Here is an 18,023-nt window from a genome sequence, read left to right as displayed (position 1 = left end):
TACAGGAGCGAAATGCTGTTTCGCTCCTGTATATTTGTTGTAAGCCACTTGCTGCGTGGTTTTTCGTTTATGGCAATACCACTCTGTCGCCTGCCTTGATGCCTCGTTTCACAATTTTCCTGTTCGCCTTCATAATGTTCTTCAGGCGCACACCGTACTGCTGTGAAATATCGTACAGACTTTCGTTGCTTCTTACCGTATGGTATTGCTTGCCAAAGTTTTCGGGCACGTGGCGTTGCTTCTTTCTCAGCCATACTATTTCGCCCTCACTCAACGGCGCATCTTCAGGTCGCTCGTTGTATTTGGCTAACTTTCGGGCTGATATTCCTATTTCTCTTGCTATGTTGTCGTAGGTTTCGCCAGCGTGTGCCGTAAGGTAGCAGTTCTCGTTGAACGCACGGAACTGTCGCATACCTGCGTACGAGCTGTTCTGTTGTGGTTGGGTTGGCATGTCCCAGTCGTTGTTGCTCTTTCTAAGCACCATATTGTCGTATTCGTAGAGTCTATACAACTCTATGATATCAATCAGGCTGTAAGCGTAGACGGGGTTGGTGGCATAGCCTGCACGCTTCAGTCCGTGTGCCCAGCCTCGATAGTCCGTCTTTGAAAGCAGGAACAGATTGCTGTATCGCTTGCGTCCTCTCAAGAATTTAGAGTGGTCTTCGTAGCTTTCCACCGCATTGTTGTAAACACGGAAACATTCGCCCAACTCATCGTCGTCGTGCGAGATAGAGGGGCCTGTCCAATCGTGGCACTTTATGCCGAAGTGGTTGTTCGCCACGGTAGCCAAGCGGCTGTTGCCTGCTCCGCTTTCCAAAACGCCTTGCGCAAGTGTAATGCTGGCGGGTATGCCGTAGCGTTGCATCTCCCTGATTGCGATATTCTTGTATTTGTTGAAATAGTTTTGGTAGGCTTGGTTCCAACGTATTTTGGGGCCAGCTATTGCCGAACCAATACTTGCAAGTGCTACCATTATAATGAGTACGTATCGCTTCATATACTTTGTTAGAGAATGAATGAATTGCAAATATAAGGTATTTATGCCGAAGACCAAAGGCAAAAGTTTTAAAAAAGATGAAAAGGGGAGTGGCAGGAAATTATTGCAGACAACTTGCTTTGTAGACGAAAAGAAGGCGATAATAGTGTAAACATTTTTCGCAAGCGTAACTGTTGTGTAACCTCCTTGCTATCAACGTTTTATAAAACCTATTGTTTTGCGTTGCGAAAGCGTAGGTTTTGCACGGTAAAAGCGGCTGTTTTGCGATGCAAAACAGCCGCTTTCGCAACGCCAAATCGAAATTAGCGTTTTCTCTCAGAATAATCTTTACAAAATCAAGGGTATAGTCAAATTATATGCTAGAATTTCTAGAAATTTCTAGTTCTCCTATAAATTTTAGATGACAATGCCTTCGATAACTGTCTTCAATAAGAAAAGGGAAACCTAACTGCCCCTGCAAATGTCGCCTGTTCGCCAAAAAGACAATAGCCTTGAGCAATAAAAAAGGCTGGACTTTACGAAAAAGCCCAGCCCATTGTTATGATGAGATGTAAGTTATCTTAAAATTACTTGCCCTCTTCCATCTTCTTTTTGAGGTCGGCGAGAACGTCGAGGTCGCCAAGAGATGTACCAGCTGCAACGTTGTTGATTTGTGATGCTGGTTCAGAGTGCTTCTTGCTGGCTGTGCGCTGACGGCGTGCCTGCTCTTCCTTCACTTCTTCGAATGTGCGAGAGTGTGAGAGAATGATGCGCTTAGTGTCCTTAACGAACTCGATAACTACGAATGGGAGTTCCTCACCGAGCTGTGCCTGTGAGCCGTCTTCCTTAACAAGGTGCTTAGGAGTTGCGAAACCTTCGCCGCCTTCGTTCAATGTGATAACTGCACCCTTGTCCATTGACTCGGTAATCTTACCAACGTGTGTAGAACCTGGGGTGTAGATTGATTCGTAAGTATCCCAAGGATTGGTTTCGAGTTGCTTGTGACCGAGGCTCAAGCGACGGTTTTCCTTGTCTATTTCGAGAACGATAACGTCCATGTCTGCGCCTACCTGTGTAAACTCAGATGGGTGTTTCACCTTCTTAGTCCATGAGAGGTCAGAGATGTGAATGAGTCCGTCTACGCCTTCTTCGAGTTCTACGAAGATACCGAAGTTGGTGAAGTTGCGAACCTTAGCTACGTGCTTAGAGCCTACAGGGTACTTAGCTTCGATAGCTTCCCATGGGTCTTCCTTGAGTTGCTTGATGCCAAGAGACATCTTGCGTTCGTCGCGGTCGAGTGTAAGCACTACTGCTTCTACTTCGTCGCCTGCCTTCATGAATTCCTGTGCAGAGCGCAAGTGCTGGCTCCAGCTCATTTCTGAAACGTGGATAAGGCCTTCTACGCCTGGTTGAATTTCAACGAATGCGCCGTAATCAGCCATAACAACCACCTTACCCTTAACGTGGTCGCCTACCTTGAGGTTAGGATCGAGAGCGTCCCATGGGTGTGGAGCGAGTTGCTTCAAGCCGAGAGCGATGCGCTTCTTCTCTTCGTCGAAGTCGAGAATAACAACGTTGATTTTCTGGTCGAGCTCAACAACTTCGTGTGGGTCGTTGATGCGTCCCCAAGAAAGGTCGGTAATGTGAATGAGTCCATCAACACCGCCGAGGTCAACGAATACGCCGTAAGAAGTGATGTTCTTGACAACACCTTCGAGGATTTGACCCTTTTCGAGGTGAGAGATGATTTCCTTGCGTTGTGCTTCGAGCTCTGCTTCGATGAGTGCTTTGTGTGAAACGACTACGTTGCGGAACTCTTGGTTAATCTTAACCACCTTGAATTCCATTGTCTTGCCAACGAATACGTCGTAGTCGCGTATTGGGTGAACGTCAATCTGGCTGCCTGGAAGGAATGCCTCAATGCCGAATACATCAACAATCATACCGCCCTTGGTGCGGCTCTTGATGTAACCTTGGATAACAGCATCAGCTTCGAGTGCTTCGTTAATATTAACCCAGCTCTTCTGGAGGCGTGCCTTCTTGTGTGAAAGAATAAGCTGACCGCTCTTGTCCTCTTGGTTTTCAACGTAAACCTCAACCTTGTCGCCTACCTTAAGCTCTGGGTTGTAGCGGAATTCCGATGCTGGAATGATGCCGTCGCTCTTGTAGCCGATATTGACTACAACTTCTTTCTTGTCAATAGAGATTACTTCGCCTTCAACAACTTGATGTTCCTGAATCTTGTTGAGGGTGTTGTCGTAAGCCTTTGTCAGCTCTTCCTTGTCGCCACCAACGGTTACACCGTTTTCAAAGTCGTCCCAATTGAAGTCTGACAATGGATTGACGTTTTCAAAATTTGCCATAAATGTTTTTAAAAATGTTTTAATTAATAAAGTTAGACTTTATGTGAAAAATTCTCTCAAGGGCACAATATGCCCCTATAAGGGCGCAAAGTTACTAATAATAATCTGAATATAAGTAAGTTTGGACAATTATTTTTATTCTTTTTCTCTATTCTTTTTCAAATTTTTAGTTGGTGTTGAGAAAAACCACACCTATTTTATATATATGGGCAGTAGGTTCCCTAAGTAATTTCTGCACTCTTGTCTTGCTTTGCCGTAATCGTTCATTGGTGGTAAATATGCCAAGTTTGTCTGAACTTAGAATAATGATAGGGTAGTGTCGGTGGGGTTATGATGACGAGCGAAAGTTCTGCCGATAAACTATGCGTATCAAGCGGAAAGAAGCTAATAGAAGTGTAAATATTTTTCACAAGCGTATCTATTGCATAACCTCTTAATTATCAACACATTGTAAAACCTATTGTTTTGCGTTCCAAAAGCGTAGGTTTTGCACGGTAAAAGCGGCTGTTTTGCATCGCAAAACCTACGCTTTCGCAATGCCAAATCGAAATTATGGTTTTTCTTCAGAATTATCTTTACAAAACCACAGATACTTTGCAGTAAGCAAAAAATTGCATTTTATTTGGTATAATGGACAAAAAGATTTATATTTGCATCATTGTTCAACCATCTTAAAATGAAATAATGAAGACAAAATTGTAAAATAGTCTTTATGATATACTGGGTTGTTCTCGATGGAATGCAAAAACTCATAATGCAAGATTTGTTGAACCACAAACACTACGAACAAACTTTTTGATATTCAATGGATATATTTGAACAAATAGCTTACAGATTAAAGGATACATTCAAGTATTTTAAAAACAGAACAAAAGAGGAATTTGAAGGTCAACGATTTGAAGAGTGGGTTGTTTCACATTCAAATATTCAGAAAATTTCGAATATAAAAGAAGAAAGAGCCTATTGGCGTCTTCTTGAATGGAGAGGAGATAAATACGTTGGCGGTTGGTATCCATTGTCAAATCTTGCTCCAGATTTAGTATTAGAGTGTGTTAGAACTGGATGTAAAGAAAAAACGATTGCAGTAGAATGTAAGTATCGAAATAAAGAACATAACTTTGGGTTGAAAAAAGAACAAATCCTCAATTATGAGTCTTTTCATCAAGATAGAATGTCAAATATTGATGCTTTTTATTATGTATTTGGCTTTGGGTGGCAAGAAAAAGCACCTAAAGAAATATACATAATTCCTTCAACAGCCCTCTACTCCTATAATAAGGAGGATAAAACTATCAGATTCTTACATTCAAAAAAGGACTCGGAAGAACTATCAAAAGAAGCCCCTTGGTATGAAAAATATAGAGTATACTTAGATCCTAAAAATGGTAAGAAGTTCCTTCAGTATAAAAGCGACCAACTTTAACATTAACTTTATTATCAGTTACGCTTCTGTAGAAAAGCATTTCTAATTTGTTTGTAAGATTACTTTACAAACAATCAATGAAAAGAAGAAAAAGAAAAGAAATATAAAAATGAAAAAACGACAACTCTAAGATGTGTTTCTTTGAGTTATCGTTTTATGTTTTATGGAACTTCCGGAGCATTGGAGGTTCCGAACGGGAGGTGTTTGGCTACCGAAAATCAATACCGTTTCATTGCTCTGTCCATTTCTCGGCGATCTTCTTTCTCCTTCAATGTCTGGCGTTTGTCGTATTCCTTCTTACCACGGCACAGCGCAATGTCTACTTTCGCACGGCCGTGCTGGTCGATAAACACAAGTGTGGGCACGATGGTGTAGCCCGGCGACTTTGAATCTTCTTCCAATCGGCGTATCTCGCGCTTGTTCAATAGCAACTTGCGCTTGCGGCGTGCCTCGTGATTGGCAAACGAACCGTAGAAGTAAGGCGATATATTCATACCTTCCAACCATATTTCTCCCTTGTTGATGAAGCAGAACGAGTCTACCAACGAGGCCTTGCCAGCACGGATTGACTTTATTTCGGTGCCCGTAAGCACTATGCCTGCCGTGTAGGTATCTATAAAATAATATTCGAAAGAAGCCTTCTTGTTGCGTATCTGCACAGGCGACTTCTTGCGTATCTCTTGTTCTTCCTTATTCATTTTCTATCACAACAAAATCGTTGATGTGGTCGTCGATGTATGCAGCCACCATTTTTGTCCACTGTTCTTCGTTCACAATGAAGTCGTCGTCGGCATCGTCGAACTCTGGCATCTGCTCGTAAAGTGCCATAAAGTCGTCGTCCGACAGGTCTTTTTCTATCTGCTCGTGGTATTTATCGTATGCCTTCTTGGTGCGGCGGAGGTGCGAATACAGTTCGGTAAGTCCCCAATTACGCATCGCAACCCCAAAGGGATTCTTGAAAATAAAGGCACCGTAGCCGTTGTGAATGAGCTGAACGTAACCGCCGTCCATTACTTCTTCGTGCAGATAGCCCCACCCCAACAGCGTAATCTGGTCGGGTGTAAGCTCTTGCATATTATCTTGTGTGAGCGTTCCTCCTATGGCTGCGCTTATGGCATCGATGAATGCCTGCACGAAAGCGTCTTCGCCTTCAGCCACTGCCGCACGGAGTGTTGCGTCTTTTATCTTTACTTCTATCATTGTTCTTTCTTTTTTCTGTTACATTTCCGCTTCAACGCCCTTACACTTCCTCTACCGTGGTGTTGGGAACTTCGTGTTCCTTTATCATCTGGTCGAGGCTCTTGAACGTGTAGGCAGCCTTATCTTTCACGTAAGTGGTGTTGAAACGCTGGCGCAAATCCATAAGTTTCTGCATGGCAAGCGGATAAAGCTCTGCCGTTATGCGCTCTGCCATATCCTTGGCGTTGGGCTGTGTAAAGTCGAAATACTGGATAAGCATTTGTTGGAACTGCCTGCGCTGCATCTCGTTCATCTGTTCTAATTGGGCGTCCATCTTGTTCTTGGCACGGTAAATCTGGAAGACGAGTTCGTCGGGTTCGCCCCCTCGCTGCCCGTGGTCGTACTTTTTCTCGTAGTCGAAGTAGCAATCGCAGAAGCCTTTGTCTGCCAATTCCTGCAATTCCTGCTTCGCTGGGTCAAGCACACGACGGCAGAAGTCGGAGAATTTCTTATAGTTGTTCTCCAAACGGAGCATCTTTCTGAATTCCAATGTCTTGATGACGGTGCGCCCTTTGTCTACCCACGACTCTATAAACATATAAATGCGCTGCGTGTAACGGTTCTTGCAGGCAAACACGATCTGCTTGCCAAGGCGGTGATAGCCAAAGTCTAACGACACAAGACGTTCGGCAACGCTCTGGTCGAGCTTCAATATTGCGTACTTGTTGTACGAGCGGTCTTCGGGAATATAAACGTCGCAAAGGTTTGTTGCCTTTGTGTATTTGCGCCCTTCGCTCGTTTTGTATGGTATCTCAACGGGGATAGCAGCCAGCATTTTCAGCGATGTGCGCAACTGCGGATAGTGGTTTGGGTCTACGCCAAGTTCCTTGAAGGGCAGCTTTATAGGCATTCTGCCGTCCTCGTCCAATTCGTTGGTCTTGAAAAGGTCTAACTGCGGACTGCGCTTGTTGTTCAGAATGCCGTGCAAGATAGATTGCAGGCTTTCCACGATAGACACAAGAATGCGCACTTGAATGAGCGAATAGTCGTGCCGCATCATCGTTACCGCAATAGGTTGCAGTAGCCACGTTTCCTCTTCGATGGGAATGAGTTCGTTCGATATACCGCGCTTAACGGGTGCTTTCTGCGCTTTAGCTCCTTTCTTGGGCTTTGAAGTCGCAGCCGTCGTCTTCTTCGTTACAGTCTTCTTGGTCGTTACCATACATTATATATAATATGTGGGGGAATTTCAACTGCACATTTGCCAAGTGTGCAACAATGTTCAGAATGCAAAGATAACAAAAGTTTTTGATTCAAAAGACTATTGGCGACAAAAAGTACAAAAACTTTCGCACTTACAGAAAACAAGGAAAGTAAATCGGTAAATTCATAAAAAAGAAGAAAAAGCTATTGATATTCAGGCTCGTTATGGTAAAACAGATGCGATAAACCCACATAATTATTGCATTATCAACGTATTAACATTATTTATATCTATATATTTGCAACTTTAAGAATGATTGAATAATTTTGCAATGTGTTTTTCATGGTATTAGATTATTAAGGTTTTGAAGATTGGTTGTCGTGAGACAGTCAATCTTTTTTTATATACAATGCCTCCAAAACACATCTTGCTCCCCTGCCCTGCTTCTTCTTTACACCTTATTATATATAAGGAAATCAGACGATAAAAGTGTAAATATTTTTCACAAGCGTATGTATCGCGTAACTATCTCGCTGTCAATGCTTTGCAAAACCTATTGTTTTGCGTTCCAAAAGCGGCTGTTTTGCACGGTAAAAGCGTAGGTTTTGCTACGCAAAACAGCCGCTTTCGCAATGCCAAATCGAAATTATGGTTTTTCGTTGGAATTATCTTTACAAAGTTAAGGGTGTTTTATAGTTTTACATTAGATGGTTCTAGAGATTCTAGTTTTCCTAGATTTTCTATGTAAGCCTGCTTTCCTTTAGTGTCAAGGGGCGCAGCAATATTTTTTATTAACACCTTAATTATATATTATTCTCTAATCTTTTTTGTACCTTTGCAATCCCAAAGAAAAAACATTTAGAATATAAATCGTTAAGCATATAAAAGAAATGAAACCAACATTGTTACTTCTTGCAGCAGGAATGGGCAGCCGTTACGGTGGCTTGAAACAGTTAGACGGACTCGGTCCGAACGGCGAAACCATTATGGACTATTCTATTTACGATGCCATAAAAGCAGGCTTCGGTAAGATAGTCTTCATCATTCGCAAGGATTTCGAGGAGCAATTCCGCAAGCAAGTACTCGCAAAATACGAGGGACACATACCCACTGAAATAGTTTTCCAAAGCATCGACGCACTGCCCGAAGGCTTTTGCGTGCCTGAAGGCAGAGAAAAGCCGTGGGGAACCAACCACGCCGTGCTTATGGCGAAGGACGTTGTGCACGAGCCTTTCTGCGTTATCAACTGCGACGACTTCTACAACCGCGACGCCTTTATGGTGATTGGCAAGTTCCTTGCCGACCTTCCAGAAGGTTCAAGAAACAAATACGCTATGGTGGGATTCCGTGTTGGCAACACCTTGAGCGAGAACGGAACCGTTTCGCGCGGACTCTGCAGCACCAACGAAAAAGGACATCTGACCACCGTTGTGGAGCGCACGAAGATTGAACGCCACGGCGACAAGGTGCAATACATGGAGGAAGACGGCAGCTGGACGACAGTTCCTGACAATACACCTACATCGATGAACGTGTGGGGCTTCACTCCCGATTACCTTGAATACAGCGATGCCGACTTCCGTGAGTTCCTTTCCGACCCAAAGAACATAGAGAACAAGAAGTCGGAATACTACATTCCGATGATGGTGAACAAGCTCATTACCAACGGTACAGCCACCGTAGACGTGCTCGACACCACAAGTACTTGGTTCGGCGTAACCCATAATGCCGACCGCGACGGCGCTGTCGCACGCATAAAGCAACTCGTTGCTGATGGCGTTTACCCCGAAAAGCTGTTTTAAACGCTAAGCAGCCTTATGCTATTTCGATACATTTCCGTATCGAAATAGCCTATACATTAGAGCAATACAGAAACAAATGAACGTAAACTTATTAAGCGACACTGAGGCAGAGCAGCTGCGGCAGCTCATTGCCGAGGCTGAACACATCGTTATTTGCGCACATAAATCGCCCGACGGAGATGCCATCGGTTCTTCCTTGGCGTGGAAATCCTATTTGAAACAAATAGGTAAGACCGACATAACGGTTTGTATGCCCGATGCCTATCCCGACTTCTTGCAGTGGCTGCCCGAAGCAAACACAATATTACGCTACGACAAACACCCCGACCGCGTGCAGCAGGTGTTCGACAATGCCGACCTTGTTTGCTGCATGGACTTCAACCAGTACACTCGCGTAGAGGATATGCGACCCACCCTCGAAGGCTGCAAGGCAAAGCGAATACTCATCGACCACCACTTGGAGCCAGAAACCAACAATGCCATAACGGTGTCGAACCCCAATATGTCGAGCACAAGCGAAATGGTGTTCTACATCATCAGCCAGTTAGAAGGTTACGATGGCATGACGAAAGAGTGTGCGCAGTGCATTTATTGCGGTATGATGACCGACACGGGCGGCTTCACCTACAATTCCACACGCCCCGAAATATATTTCGTTATCGGACAGTTGCTGTCGAAAGGCATCGACAAGGACAACATATACAACCGTGTCTACCACAACTATTCCGTAAACGCACTTCGCCTGCGTGGGCATATCATCGCCAATAAGATGAAGGTGGTGAACGAATTGCACGCTGCTTACTTCACGGTAACGAAAGAAGAGATGCGCCGTTTCCATTTTATAAAAGGCGATTTGGAAGGTGTGGTGAACATACCGCAGCAGATTAAGGGTTTGAAACTCAGCATTTCGCTGCGCGAAGACACCGAACGACCCAACCTTGTGTTGGTAAGTCTGCGCTCGGGCAACGGTTTTCACTGTCAGCCAATGGCGGTTCAGTTCTTCAATGGTGGCGGCCATGCCGATGCTTCAGGCGGCAAACTCCACTGTTCTATCGAAGAAGCCGAGCAAATAACGCTGAAAGCGATACTCGCTTACCAAGACGAATTGAAAAAGAAATAAAGTAATTGCTTTTCCATCTTAAAAAAAGTAGTCAATCGTTTGTTATATTCAAATAAAAGAATTATCTTTGCAGACGTTTTGAACACATAAGGTTTCGCTTCTGAAACCTTTACCTCCACAAAATCAAAATTTCGATATAACATACATAATACTTTATGTTCAGTAAAGAAGAATTATTAGAAAAGGATATTCCCGAATTGGAGAGTATCGCAAAAGACCTTGAAGCGGAATATAAAAAAACCGACGACAAAGAGTCTATCATATATGCTATACTAGACAGGCAAGCAATGAATGCTGGCGCATCGCACCCATTGGGCACGACAAAGCGCAAGCGCACAAGGATAGCAAAGAAAGACCCAGATAAAGTTTATACCGTACACGGAAAAGAAGGAGAGAACTTCGACCTCCAAAAAAACAAGCCACAAGGCGTTCCACAGCAAAGTTTGTTTAAGGATATGCCCGACGAACAGCCTGTAGTGAAGGAGGAAGTCGCACCCGTAACAGAGGAAGAAGCTCCTAAAAAACGTGGACGCAAGAAGAAAGAAGAAACAGAAGAAGCTGTTGCTACTGCTGTTGCAGAAGCTCCAGAGGCAGAAACACCAAAGCGCAAGCGCACCACTCAAAAAGCAACAGAAGAACCCGAACAGACTGAAACAGCTGCTGAAGTGCAAGCAGAAGCACCTGTTGAACCACAGATAGAGGCATCTGTTGAAGCTGAAACACCTGCGGAAGATAACGCAGAAGCAATTATTCCAGAAGCCGAATTTACACCCAATACAGAGAATACAGCCGAAGGCGAAACCACAAACAATCTCATCGAACAGCTCCAAGCAAAGGTAAATGCTCACAACGAGCAAAACGAAGAGGCGGCAAACTTTGCCACAGACGGTGTTTGGGCAGGCGACCCAGGCGACGGTACAGACTTCATCACTGTGGTAGACATTCCTATCGAAGACCAAGGAATAGTTCCCACATACGATATGTTCGACCGTCCGACCATTTCAAACGACGCCAACCAGCCATCGTTCTATCCGGAAATGGGTATGCAACAAGCTGCTGCACCAGCCTACGACTTCACTGATATTATCAAAGCGAACGGCGTTCTCGAAGTAATGCCCGATGGTTATGGCTTCCTACGCTCAAGCGATTACAACTATTTGTCGTCGCCCGACGATGTATATGTGCCTGCCAACCAAATCAAGCAAAACGGTTTGAAGACGGGAGATGTAGTGGAATGTCAGGTACGTCCGCCACGTGAAGGCGAGAAATACTTCCCTCTCACCACCATCAACAAGATAAACGGACGTGTTCCATCGGAAGTTCGCGACCGCGTTTCGTTCGAACACCTTACGCCACTCTTCCCTGACGAGAAGTTCACACTTTGCGGCGACCCACGCACAACGAATCTTTCAACACGCGTGGTAGATCTTTTCTCGCCAATCGGAAAGGGACAGCGTGCCCTCATCGTGGCGCAACCAAAGACAGGTAAGACCATCTTGATGAAGGATATAGCCAACGCCATAGCAGCAAACCACCCCGAGGCTTACCTTATGATGCTGCTCATAGACGAGCGTCCTGAAGAAGTTACCGACATGGCACGCACTGTAAATGCTGAAGTTATTGCATCAACGTTCGACGAACCAGCAGAACGCCACGTGAAGATTGCAGGCATTGTATTGGAAAAAGCAAAACGAATGGTAGAATGTGGGCACGATGTTGTCATCTTCCTCGACTCCATTACCCGCCTTGCACGTGCCTATAACACCGTTGCTCCCGCATCTGGAAAGGTGCTTACGGGTGGTGTGGACGCCAACGCATTGCAGAAACCAAAGCGTTTCTTCGGTGCTGCGCGTAATATAGAAGGTGGCGGTTCGCTCACCATCATTGCTACTGCGCTTATCGATACAGGCTCGAAGATGGACGAAGTAATCTTCGAAGAGTTCAAGGGAACGGGCAATATGGAGTTGCAACTCGACCGTTCGCTCAGCAACAAGCGTATCTTCCCATCTGTGAACCTTGTTGCATCGAGCACCCGACGCGACGATTTGCTGCAGGACAAGACCACTATCGACCGTATGTGGATACTGCGCAAGTACATCGCCGATATGAATCCGATAGAAGCAATGAACTCTATTCACGACCGTATGTTGCGCACACAAGACAACAACGAGTTTTTACTCTCAATGAACGGATAAACCTATCAATTATTTATAAATACTTTAGAGAAAGCCATTCCTGTGAAGGAGTGGCTTTTTTGCTTTTCGGAAAAAACATTGTAAAAGCTGCATAAAAAACATTTTTCACACTTTTTGGTAGCTTAAATCCATATTTAATCATTATATTTGCAGCCGTGAAAAAAGTCGCCTATGCGCATTGTGCGTCGCTATACGAATATTTAGCAAAAGCGAGAGCACAAGTTGAACTTCAACACACAATAGCATTTGAAAACCTGAAGAAGATATTATGAAATCGTTAAAGGAGATTTTTAGAATAGGAAAAGGCCCCTCAAGCAGCCATACAATGGGACCTGCGCACGCAGCAGAGATATTTGCACGCCGAAATCCAAACGCAAAGGCGTTCGAGGTAACGCTCTATGGCAGTCTGGCAGCAACAGGAAAAGGGCACCTTACCGATGTGGCAATTACCGAAGTGCTGTCGGAAATAGCCCCCGTGGAAATAGTCTGGCAGGCAAAAACGGTGCTGCCCTACCACACCAACGGTATGCGCTACAAGGCATTCGATGCCGAAAAGCAAGTCGTTGACGAATGGGTGGTGTACAGTGTAGGCGGCGGTGCCCTGTCGGAAGGCAAGGGAAAGGACGATATGTTCTACACAACACCCGTGTATCAGCTGTCTACTATGAAGGAGATACAAGACTGGTGCGAAAAGAACGGACGCGGTTTTTGGGAATATGTAGACCACTGCGAGGGTGCGGAAATTTGGGAATACCTACACGAAGTGTGGACGACAATGTGCCACGCAGTAGAAGAAGGCTTGGAAAACGACGGTGTTCTGCCTGGCCCACTGAACCTTTCGCGCAAGGCAGGCAAGTATTACATAAAGGCGCAGAGCTATAAAACCAGCCTGCAATCGCGTGGTTTGGTATATGCCTACGCACTTGCGGTAAGCGAGGAAAATGCTGCGGGCGGCACAATCGTTACGGCTCCGACTTGCGGGTCGTGCGGTGTAATGCCTGCCGTGCTCTATCATCTATACAAGGCACACCAGTTTTCTGAACGTAAAATACTCCGTGCTTTGGCAACGGCAGGACTTTTCGGAAACGTAGTAAAAGAAAATGCCTCTATCTCTGGTGCAGAAGTGGGCTGCCAAGGCGAGGTCGGCGTGGCTTGCGCAATGGCTTCGGCAGCAGCATGCCAGCTCTTTGGCGGAACACCATCGCAGATAGAATATGCTGCCGAAATGGGATTGGAGCACCATCTCGGCATGACGTGCGACCCTGTTTGCGGTTTGGTGCAGATACCGTGCATTGAACGCAATGCCTTTGCAGCCTGCCGAGCACTCGACGCACAGCTTTACGCCAACTTCAGTGATGGTCGCCACCACATTTCGTTCGATAAAGTGGTGCGTGTGATGAAACAAACAGGACACGACCTGCCTTCGCTCTACAAGGAAACCAGCGAAGGCGGTCTTGCACACGACTTTGAATGGTAAGACCGAACCAAATAAAAAGAAACTTCGATGCACCCGATAAACCAAGTTATCAATGCATCGAAGTTTCTTTTTATGTTTCTTTTTAAATCTGACTAAATCTTCAAAAACTTCTTCACCCTGTTATAATACCGCTGGGTTTTGCTCTTACTGAAGTTCACTCCACCGTGCCACATACGAATGGCTCTTTCGATATTGTTGCTTACATTGTGGCGCGATTGGAACAAAACGAACATCTCTCGCGACTTATTCGGACTAAAACGGTCGGCAAGCGTATAACGTTTCGTACTGCCCTTGCTCTTCAGTATGCTGTTGCATTCTGTAACAATACCCTTTGAAATCTGCAAAATGCCTGCGTGTGGTCCGTTCACAGCCTTTGCATTTCCTTTGCTTTCTACGTGCATAATAGCGTCCATCACGGGTCGCCAGTCAAAATTTCCAATCCCTATGGCTGTCTCTGCACTCGCAGAGCCTGCTGCCAAAATCATTAAAAATCCTACAATTAATACTTTTAAAATTCTCATTATACCTAATTTTCCGAAACCTACAAACTTGCCATAAGATTGGCAAATTATGCGGTAAGACGGGCGTGAGAATCGGCGCGCACAAACCTCGGTTTCATATTAACGGGTGCAAAGGTACAAAAATAATGCCTGATAATCAAGCTATTAAGTATTACTTAACAAATTTACATATACAAACGCTTGTATTATAAGCTTTGTTTAAAAACCTTAAATTGCTTGGTTTTCTCAATAATTATAAATCTTTACATTCGTTTTGTGCAGTATTTTGTAGAAGGTAAATTTTGCCAATTGCAAACTTTGCACTACCTTTGCATAAGATATAGCTGCACTCGGCAAATTGAAAGTAAACTTTCTTTGCACTCGCTGGCAATACCTTTACATAAGATATAGCTGCGCTCGACAAATTGAAAGTAAACTTTCTTTGCACTCGTTGGCTGCATCTTTGCAACTAACTTATTGGCTCCGTAGCTTAGCTGAATAGAGCGCAGGATTCCGGTTCCTGAGGTCATGGGTTTGAATCCCATCGGAGTCACATAAAAGGGGTACTTCGGTACCCCTTTATTTGTTGTTTGTAAGTTCCTCGCAAATGCAATTAATTTCTTATCGTTACGCTACGATGTAAGGGCGTGATTCATCACGTTCCTCCACCAAATCTATTGTATTTATGATACGAAAAAGTGGGTAGATTATGAGGAACGTGATGAATTACGCCCCTACATAGCACCCTTTATTTTGTAAAGAAACTTCCGAAGAAAAACCGTAATTTCGATTTGGCATTGCGAAAGCGGCTGTTTTGCATTGCAAAACAGCCGCTTTTACCGTGCAAAACCTACGCTTTTGGAACGCAAAACAATAGGTTTTACAATGCGTTGATAATTAGATAGTTATACAATAGACACGCTTGCGAAAAATATTTACACTTTTATTGCGTATTTTCCGTACTTATATTGCGCTGCTTTCTACTCGTGGTGATACGGTTCGCCCTTGATAATGCTGCACGCACGATAGAGTTGTTCCACGAAAATAAGGCGCACCATTTGGTGGGAGAAAGTCATTTTAGAGAGCGAAATCTTTTCGTTGGCACGGTCGTACACAGCTTTTGAGAAGCCGTAAGGACCGCCGATGACAAACACCAGTCGCTTGGCTGTGTTCTGTTTCTTCTGCAGCCACACGGCATACTCCACCGAACGGAACTCTTTGCCGTGCTCGTCGAGCAGTACAACCGTGTCTGACGTTTGTATTTCCTTCAATATCATTTCGCCCTCACGGTCTTTCTGTTGCGCTTCCGATAGTTTCTTGGTGTTCTTCAGTTCGGGTAACGTAACAATGTTGAACGGCAGGTAGTGGGCTATGCGCCCCGTATAATCGGCAATGGCACGCACGAAGACATCTTCGGTGGTTTTCCCCACCAAGATTAAAGTTGCTTTCATTCCTCGCGTTTATATGCGTCCTTGCGCTTGGGATTCATCGGAAACCACCCTTTCTCTACACGCTTCACTTGTTCGAACAGCTCGCCGATGCCCCAAAGCAGCGATGCGCCTGTAACGCCGAGCAGCGCCGACCAGAATATATCGGCTACAAACAATGCCCAGACACAGCAGACAATACCGCCAACGAGCCACAGCCACCAAGCTTTCGTCCCCAAATAATATTCCCATTTTATCACTGCAGGGTGCAGCAAGCCTATAATAAGAAAGGTGCAGACGGCAAGAACGACACCTTGAAAATATATTTCCATTATCTTTTAGTTTTAATTCTTTTTCTTAAATAGGATACAAAAATACAAAAATAATTGCGATTTTACGCCATTAATCTCAATCTTTTCTGTATATTTGCAAAACTATATGCGTGCGATACACCCTCGTTCGTTCAATGGCAACAGTGCGCAGGTAGCATCAACTATATTTTCAAATCGTTTGAGGGACGTAAAAAGAGCCCTCGATAAAATTTATCAGGAAACTATGCAGAACAAAGAACTTATTGCCCAGTGCGAGCAGAAAGCAACACAATGGCTCGCTCCTGCTTTTGACGAAGCAACCCGCAAGGCTGTTCAGGAAATGATGGACAGCGAGAACAAAGACCTTCTTATCGAGTCGTTTTACAAGGACCTTGAGTTTGGAACGGGCGGTTTGCGCGGCATTATGGGCGCAGGCTCTAACCGTATGAACGTCTACACCGTTGGCATGGCAACGCAGGGATTTGCCAATTACCTTAAAATAAACTTCAAGGACAGGGAGCAAATCTCGGTAGTGGTATGCCACGACTGCCGCAACAATTCTCGTCTGTTCGCCGAAACCGTTGCCAACATCTTCTCGGCAAACGGCATTAAGGTTTATCTTTTCGAGGATTTGCGTCCTACACCCGAATGTTCTTTCGCCATTCGACACTTTAAAGCGCAGGGCGGTGTGAACATTACAGCGAGCCACAACCCTCGCGAATACAACGGTTACAAGGCTTATTGGGACGACGGCGCACAGGTGCTGGCTCCACACGATAAGGGTATCATCGACCAAGTGAACTTGGTTAAGATTGAAGATGTGAAGTTCGAGGGCAACAAAGACCTTATCGAAATCATCGGAGAAGAGGTAGACAAGGTTTATCTTGAGAACGTCAAGACGGTTTGTATCGACCCAGAAGTAATCAAACGACAGCACGACCTCTGCATTGTTTACACTCCGCTGCACGGTGCGGGTCGGGTTATGATACCACGAGCACTGCGCGACTGGGGGTTCACAAACATTCATTGCGTCGAGGAACAGATGGTGAAAGACGGCAATTTCCCTACCGTAGACCGTCCGAATCCAGAAATAGCAGAAGCCCTGACACTCGGTTTGCGCGATGCAAAGAAGCTCGATGCCGACATTCTGATGGCTTCCGACCCTGACGCCGACCGCGTTGGTATGGCTTGCAAGGACAGCAACGGCGAGTGGATTCTCATCAACGGCAACCAAACTTGCTTGATTTTCCTTTGGTATATCATCACCAACCGCCAGGCATTGGGCAAGATGACACCGAAAGACTACATCGTTAAGACCATCGTAACCACAGAAGTGATTGCCGAAATCGCCAAGAAGCAGCACATAGAAATGCGCGACTGCTACACTGGCTTTAAGTGGATAGCACACGAAATCGCCATTTCTGAAGGCGAGAAGAACTATATCGGTGGTGGCGAGGAAAGCTACGGCTTCATGGCTTCCGACTTTAACCGCGACAAAGACGCTGTCAGTGCCTGCTCGCTGTTGGCTGAAATCTGCGCTTACGCAAAGGATAAAGGCAAGACTCTCTACGATTTGCTGATGGATATATACTTGGAATATGGTTTCAGCGAGGAGTTTACAATCAACGTAGAGCGTCCCGGAAAGAGCGGTGCAGACGAGATTCAGCAGATGATGCGCGACTTCCGTGCCAACCCACCGAAGGATTTGGGCGGCAGTACCGTATGTTTGTGGAAGGATTATCAAAGCCTCGAAGCTACCGATGCCGCAGGCAACAAGACCAAACTCGTTATGCCTGATACCAGCAACGTGCTGCAATGGTTCTGCACCGACGGCACAAAGGTGAGCGTTCGCCCATCAGGAACCGAACCAAAGATTAAGTTCTATCTCGAAATAAAGGACAAGATGCAAACCGCAGCCGACTTCAAGGCTTGCCGTGCACGTGCTTACGAGAAGATTGAGGCTATCAAGAAGAGCCTCGGTTTGCAATAAGCAACAAGCCAATAGTAATAGTAAAGCCCCGCAATTGCGGGGCTTTTTTTATTCTT

General features: G+C 45.1%; 14 protein-coding genes and 1 tRNA gene. 7 read left to right on the top strand and 8 right to left on the bottom strand.

Going from position 1 to position 18,023, the window contains the following annotated elements:
* Positions 1-67: 67 nt before the first annotated feature.
* Positions 68-997: a glucosaminidase domain-containing protein gene (locus BWX39_RS10295; protein WP_028905213.1), complete on the bottom strand. Its 930-nt coding sequence runs from the start codon at positions 995-997 to the stop codon at positions 68-70.
* Between the two features lie 566 nt (positions 998-1,563).
* A complete protein-coding gene (gene rpsA, locus BWX39_RS10285) occupies positions 1,564-3,339 on the bottom strand; it encodes a 30S ribosomal protein S1 (protein WP_014708576.1) in 1,776 nt (591 codons plus the stop codon).
* 805 nt (positions 3,340-4,144) lie between these two features.
* Here rpsA and BWX39_RS10280 point away from each other — a divergent pair.
* Positions 4,145-4,762, top strand: coding sequence for a hypothetical protein (locus tag BWX39_RS10280; protein ID WP_028905214.1), 618 nt, complete (start codon positions 4,145-4,147; stop codon positions 4,760-4,762).
* 218 nt (positions 4,763-4,980) lie between these two features.
* On the opposite strand, the gene smpB is transcribed toward BWX39_RS10280, so the two are convergent.
* The 3 genes from smpB to BWX39_RS10265 are packed head-to-tail and all read right to left on the bottom strand — an operon-like array spanning position 4,981 to position 7,163.
* Positions 4,981-5,460 (bottom strand): SsrA-binding protein SmpB, encoded by a 480-nt coding sequence (gene smpB / locus BWX39_RS10275; protein ID WP_014708566.1) that lies wholly within the window; start codon positions 5,458-5,460, stop codon positions 4,981-4,983.
* A complete protein-coding gene (locus BWX39_RS10270) occupies positions 5,453-5,962 on the bottom strand; it encodes a DMP19 family protein (protein WP_028905215.1) in 510 nt (169 codons plus the stop codon). The genes smpB and BWX39_RS10270 overlap by 8 nt, the downstream gene beginning before the upstream one ends.
* A 40-nt stretch (positions 5,963-6,002) precedes the next feature.
* A complete protein-coding gene (locus BWX39_RS10265) occupies positions 6,003-7,163 on the bottom strand; it encodes a replication initiation protein (protein WP_014708568.1) in 1,161 nt (386 codons plus the stop codon).
* An 872-nt stretch (positions 7,164-8,035) separates the two neighbouring features.
* Here BWX39_RS10265 and BWX39_RS10255 point away from each other — a divergent pair.
* The 4 genes from BWX39_RS10255 (at position 8,036) to BWX39_RS10240 (ending at position 13,739) form a co-directional block, all read left to right on the top strand.
* Positions 8,036-8,947, top strand: coding sequence for a glycosyltransferase family protein (locus BWX39_RS10255; protein WP_028905216.1), 912 nt, complete (start codon positions 8,036-8,038; stop codon positions 8,945-8,947).
* Positions 8,948-9,023: 76 nt separating this feature from the next.
* On the top strand, positions 9,024-10,067 hold the full coding sequence (locus tag BWX39_RS10250; RefSeq protein WP_028905217.1) for a DHH family phosphoesterase: 1,044 nt from the start codon (positions 9,024-9,026) through the stop codon (positions 10,065-10,067).
* Between the two features lie 155 nt (positions 10,068-10,222).
* The gene (gene rho / locus BWX39_RS10245) at positions 10,223-12,262 is read left to right on the top strand and encodes a transcription termination factor Rho (RefSeq protein WP_028905218.1); all 2,040 of its coding nucleotides are present in this window, start codon (positions 10,223-10,225) and stop codon (positions 12,260-12,262) included.
* 268 nt (positions 12,263-12,530) lie between these two features.
* On the top strand, positions 12,531-13,739 hold the full coding sequence (locus BWX39_RS10240; RefSeq protein ID WP_028905219.1) for an L-serine ammonia-lyase: 1,209 nt from the start codon (positions 12,531-12,533) through the stop codon (positions 13,737-13,739).
* A gap of 92 nt (positions 13,740-13,831) precedes the next feature.
* Here the strand turns inward: BWX39_RS10240 and BWX39_RS10235 are convergent, their stop codons facing one another.
* Complete coding sequence (locus tag BWX39_RS10235; protein WP_028905220.1) at positions 13,832-14,260, bottom strand: hypothetical protein; 429 nt, start codon at positions 14,258-14,260, stop codon at positions 13,832-13,834.
* Positions 14,261-14,718: 458 nt separating this feature from the next.
* Between BWX39_RS10235 and BWX39_RS10230 the strand changes: the two genes are divergently transcribed.
* Positions 14,719-14,792: transfer RNA gene (locus tag BWX39_RS10230), tRNA-Arg, on the top strand.
* Between the two features lie 427 nt (positions 14,793-15,219).
* On the opposite strand, the gene rlmH is transcribed toward BWX39_RS10230, so the two are convergent.
* Positions 15,220-15,690 carry a 23S rRNA (pseudouridine(1915)-N(3))-methyltransferase RlmH gene (rlmH, locus tag BWX39_RS10225; protein ID WP_028905221.1) on the bottom strand — a complete coding sequence of 157 codons (471 nt, stop codon included), beginning with the start codon at positions 15,688-15,690 and terminating at the stop codon, positions 15,220-15,222.
* A complete protein-coding gene (locus tag BWX39_RS10220) occupies positions 15,687-15,998 on the bottom strand; it encodes a DUF4491 family protein (protein ID WP_028905222.1) in 312 nt (103 codons plus the stop codon). Before BWX39_RS10220 ends, rlmH begins: the two co-directional genes overlap by 4 nt.
* Positions 15,999-16,221: 223 nt before the next feature.
* Between BWX39_RS10220 and BWX39_RS10215 the strand changes: the two genes are divergently transcribed.
* Entirely contained in the window at positions 16,222-17,967 is a 1,746-nt protein-coding gene (locus tag BWX39_RS10215) for a phospho-sugar mutase (protein WP_028905223.1), read from the top strand.
* The last annotated feature ends 56 nt before the right edge of the window (positions 17,968-18,023 follow it).

The sequence above is a fragment of the Prevotella intermedia ATCC 25611 = DSM 20706 genome, assembly GCF_001953955.1.
Taxonomy (GTDB): Bacteria; Bacteroidota; Bacteroidia; order Bacteroidales; family Bacteroidaceae; genus Prevotella; species Prevotella intermedia.
The sequence above is the reverse complement of the archived record's forward strand: the minus strand, read 5'-3'. Positions and strand labels throughout refer to the sequence as shown.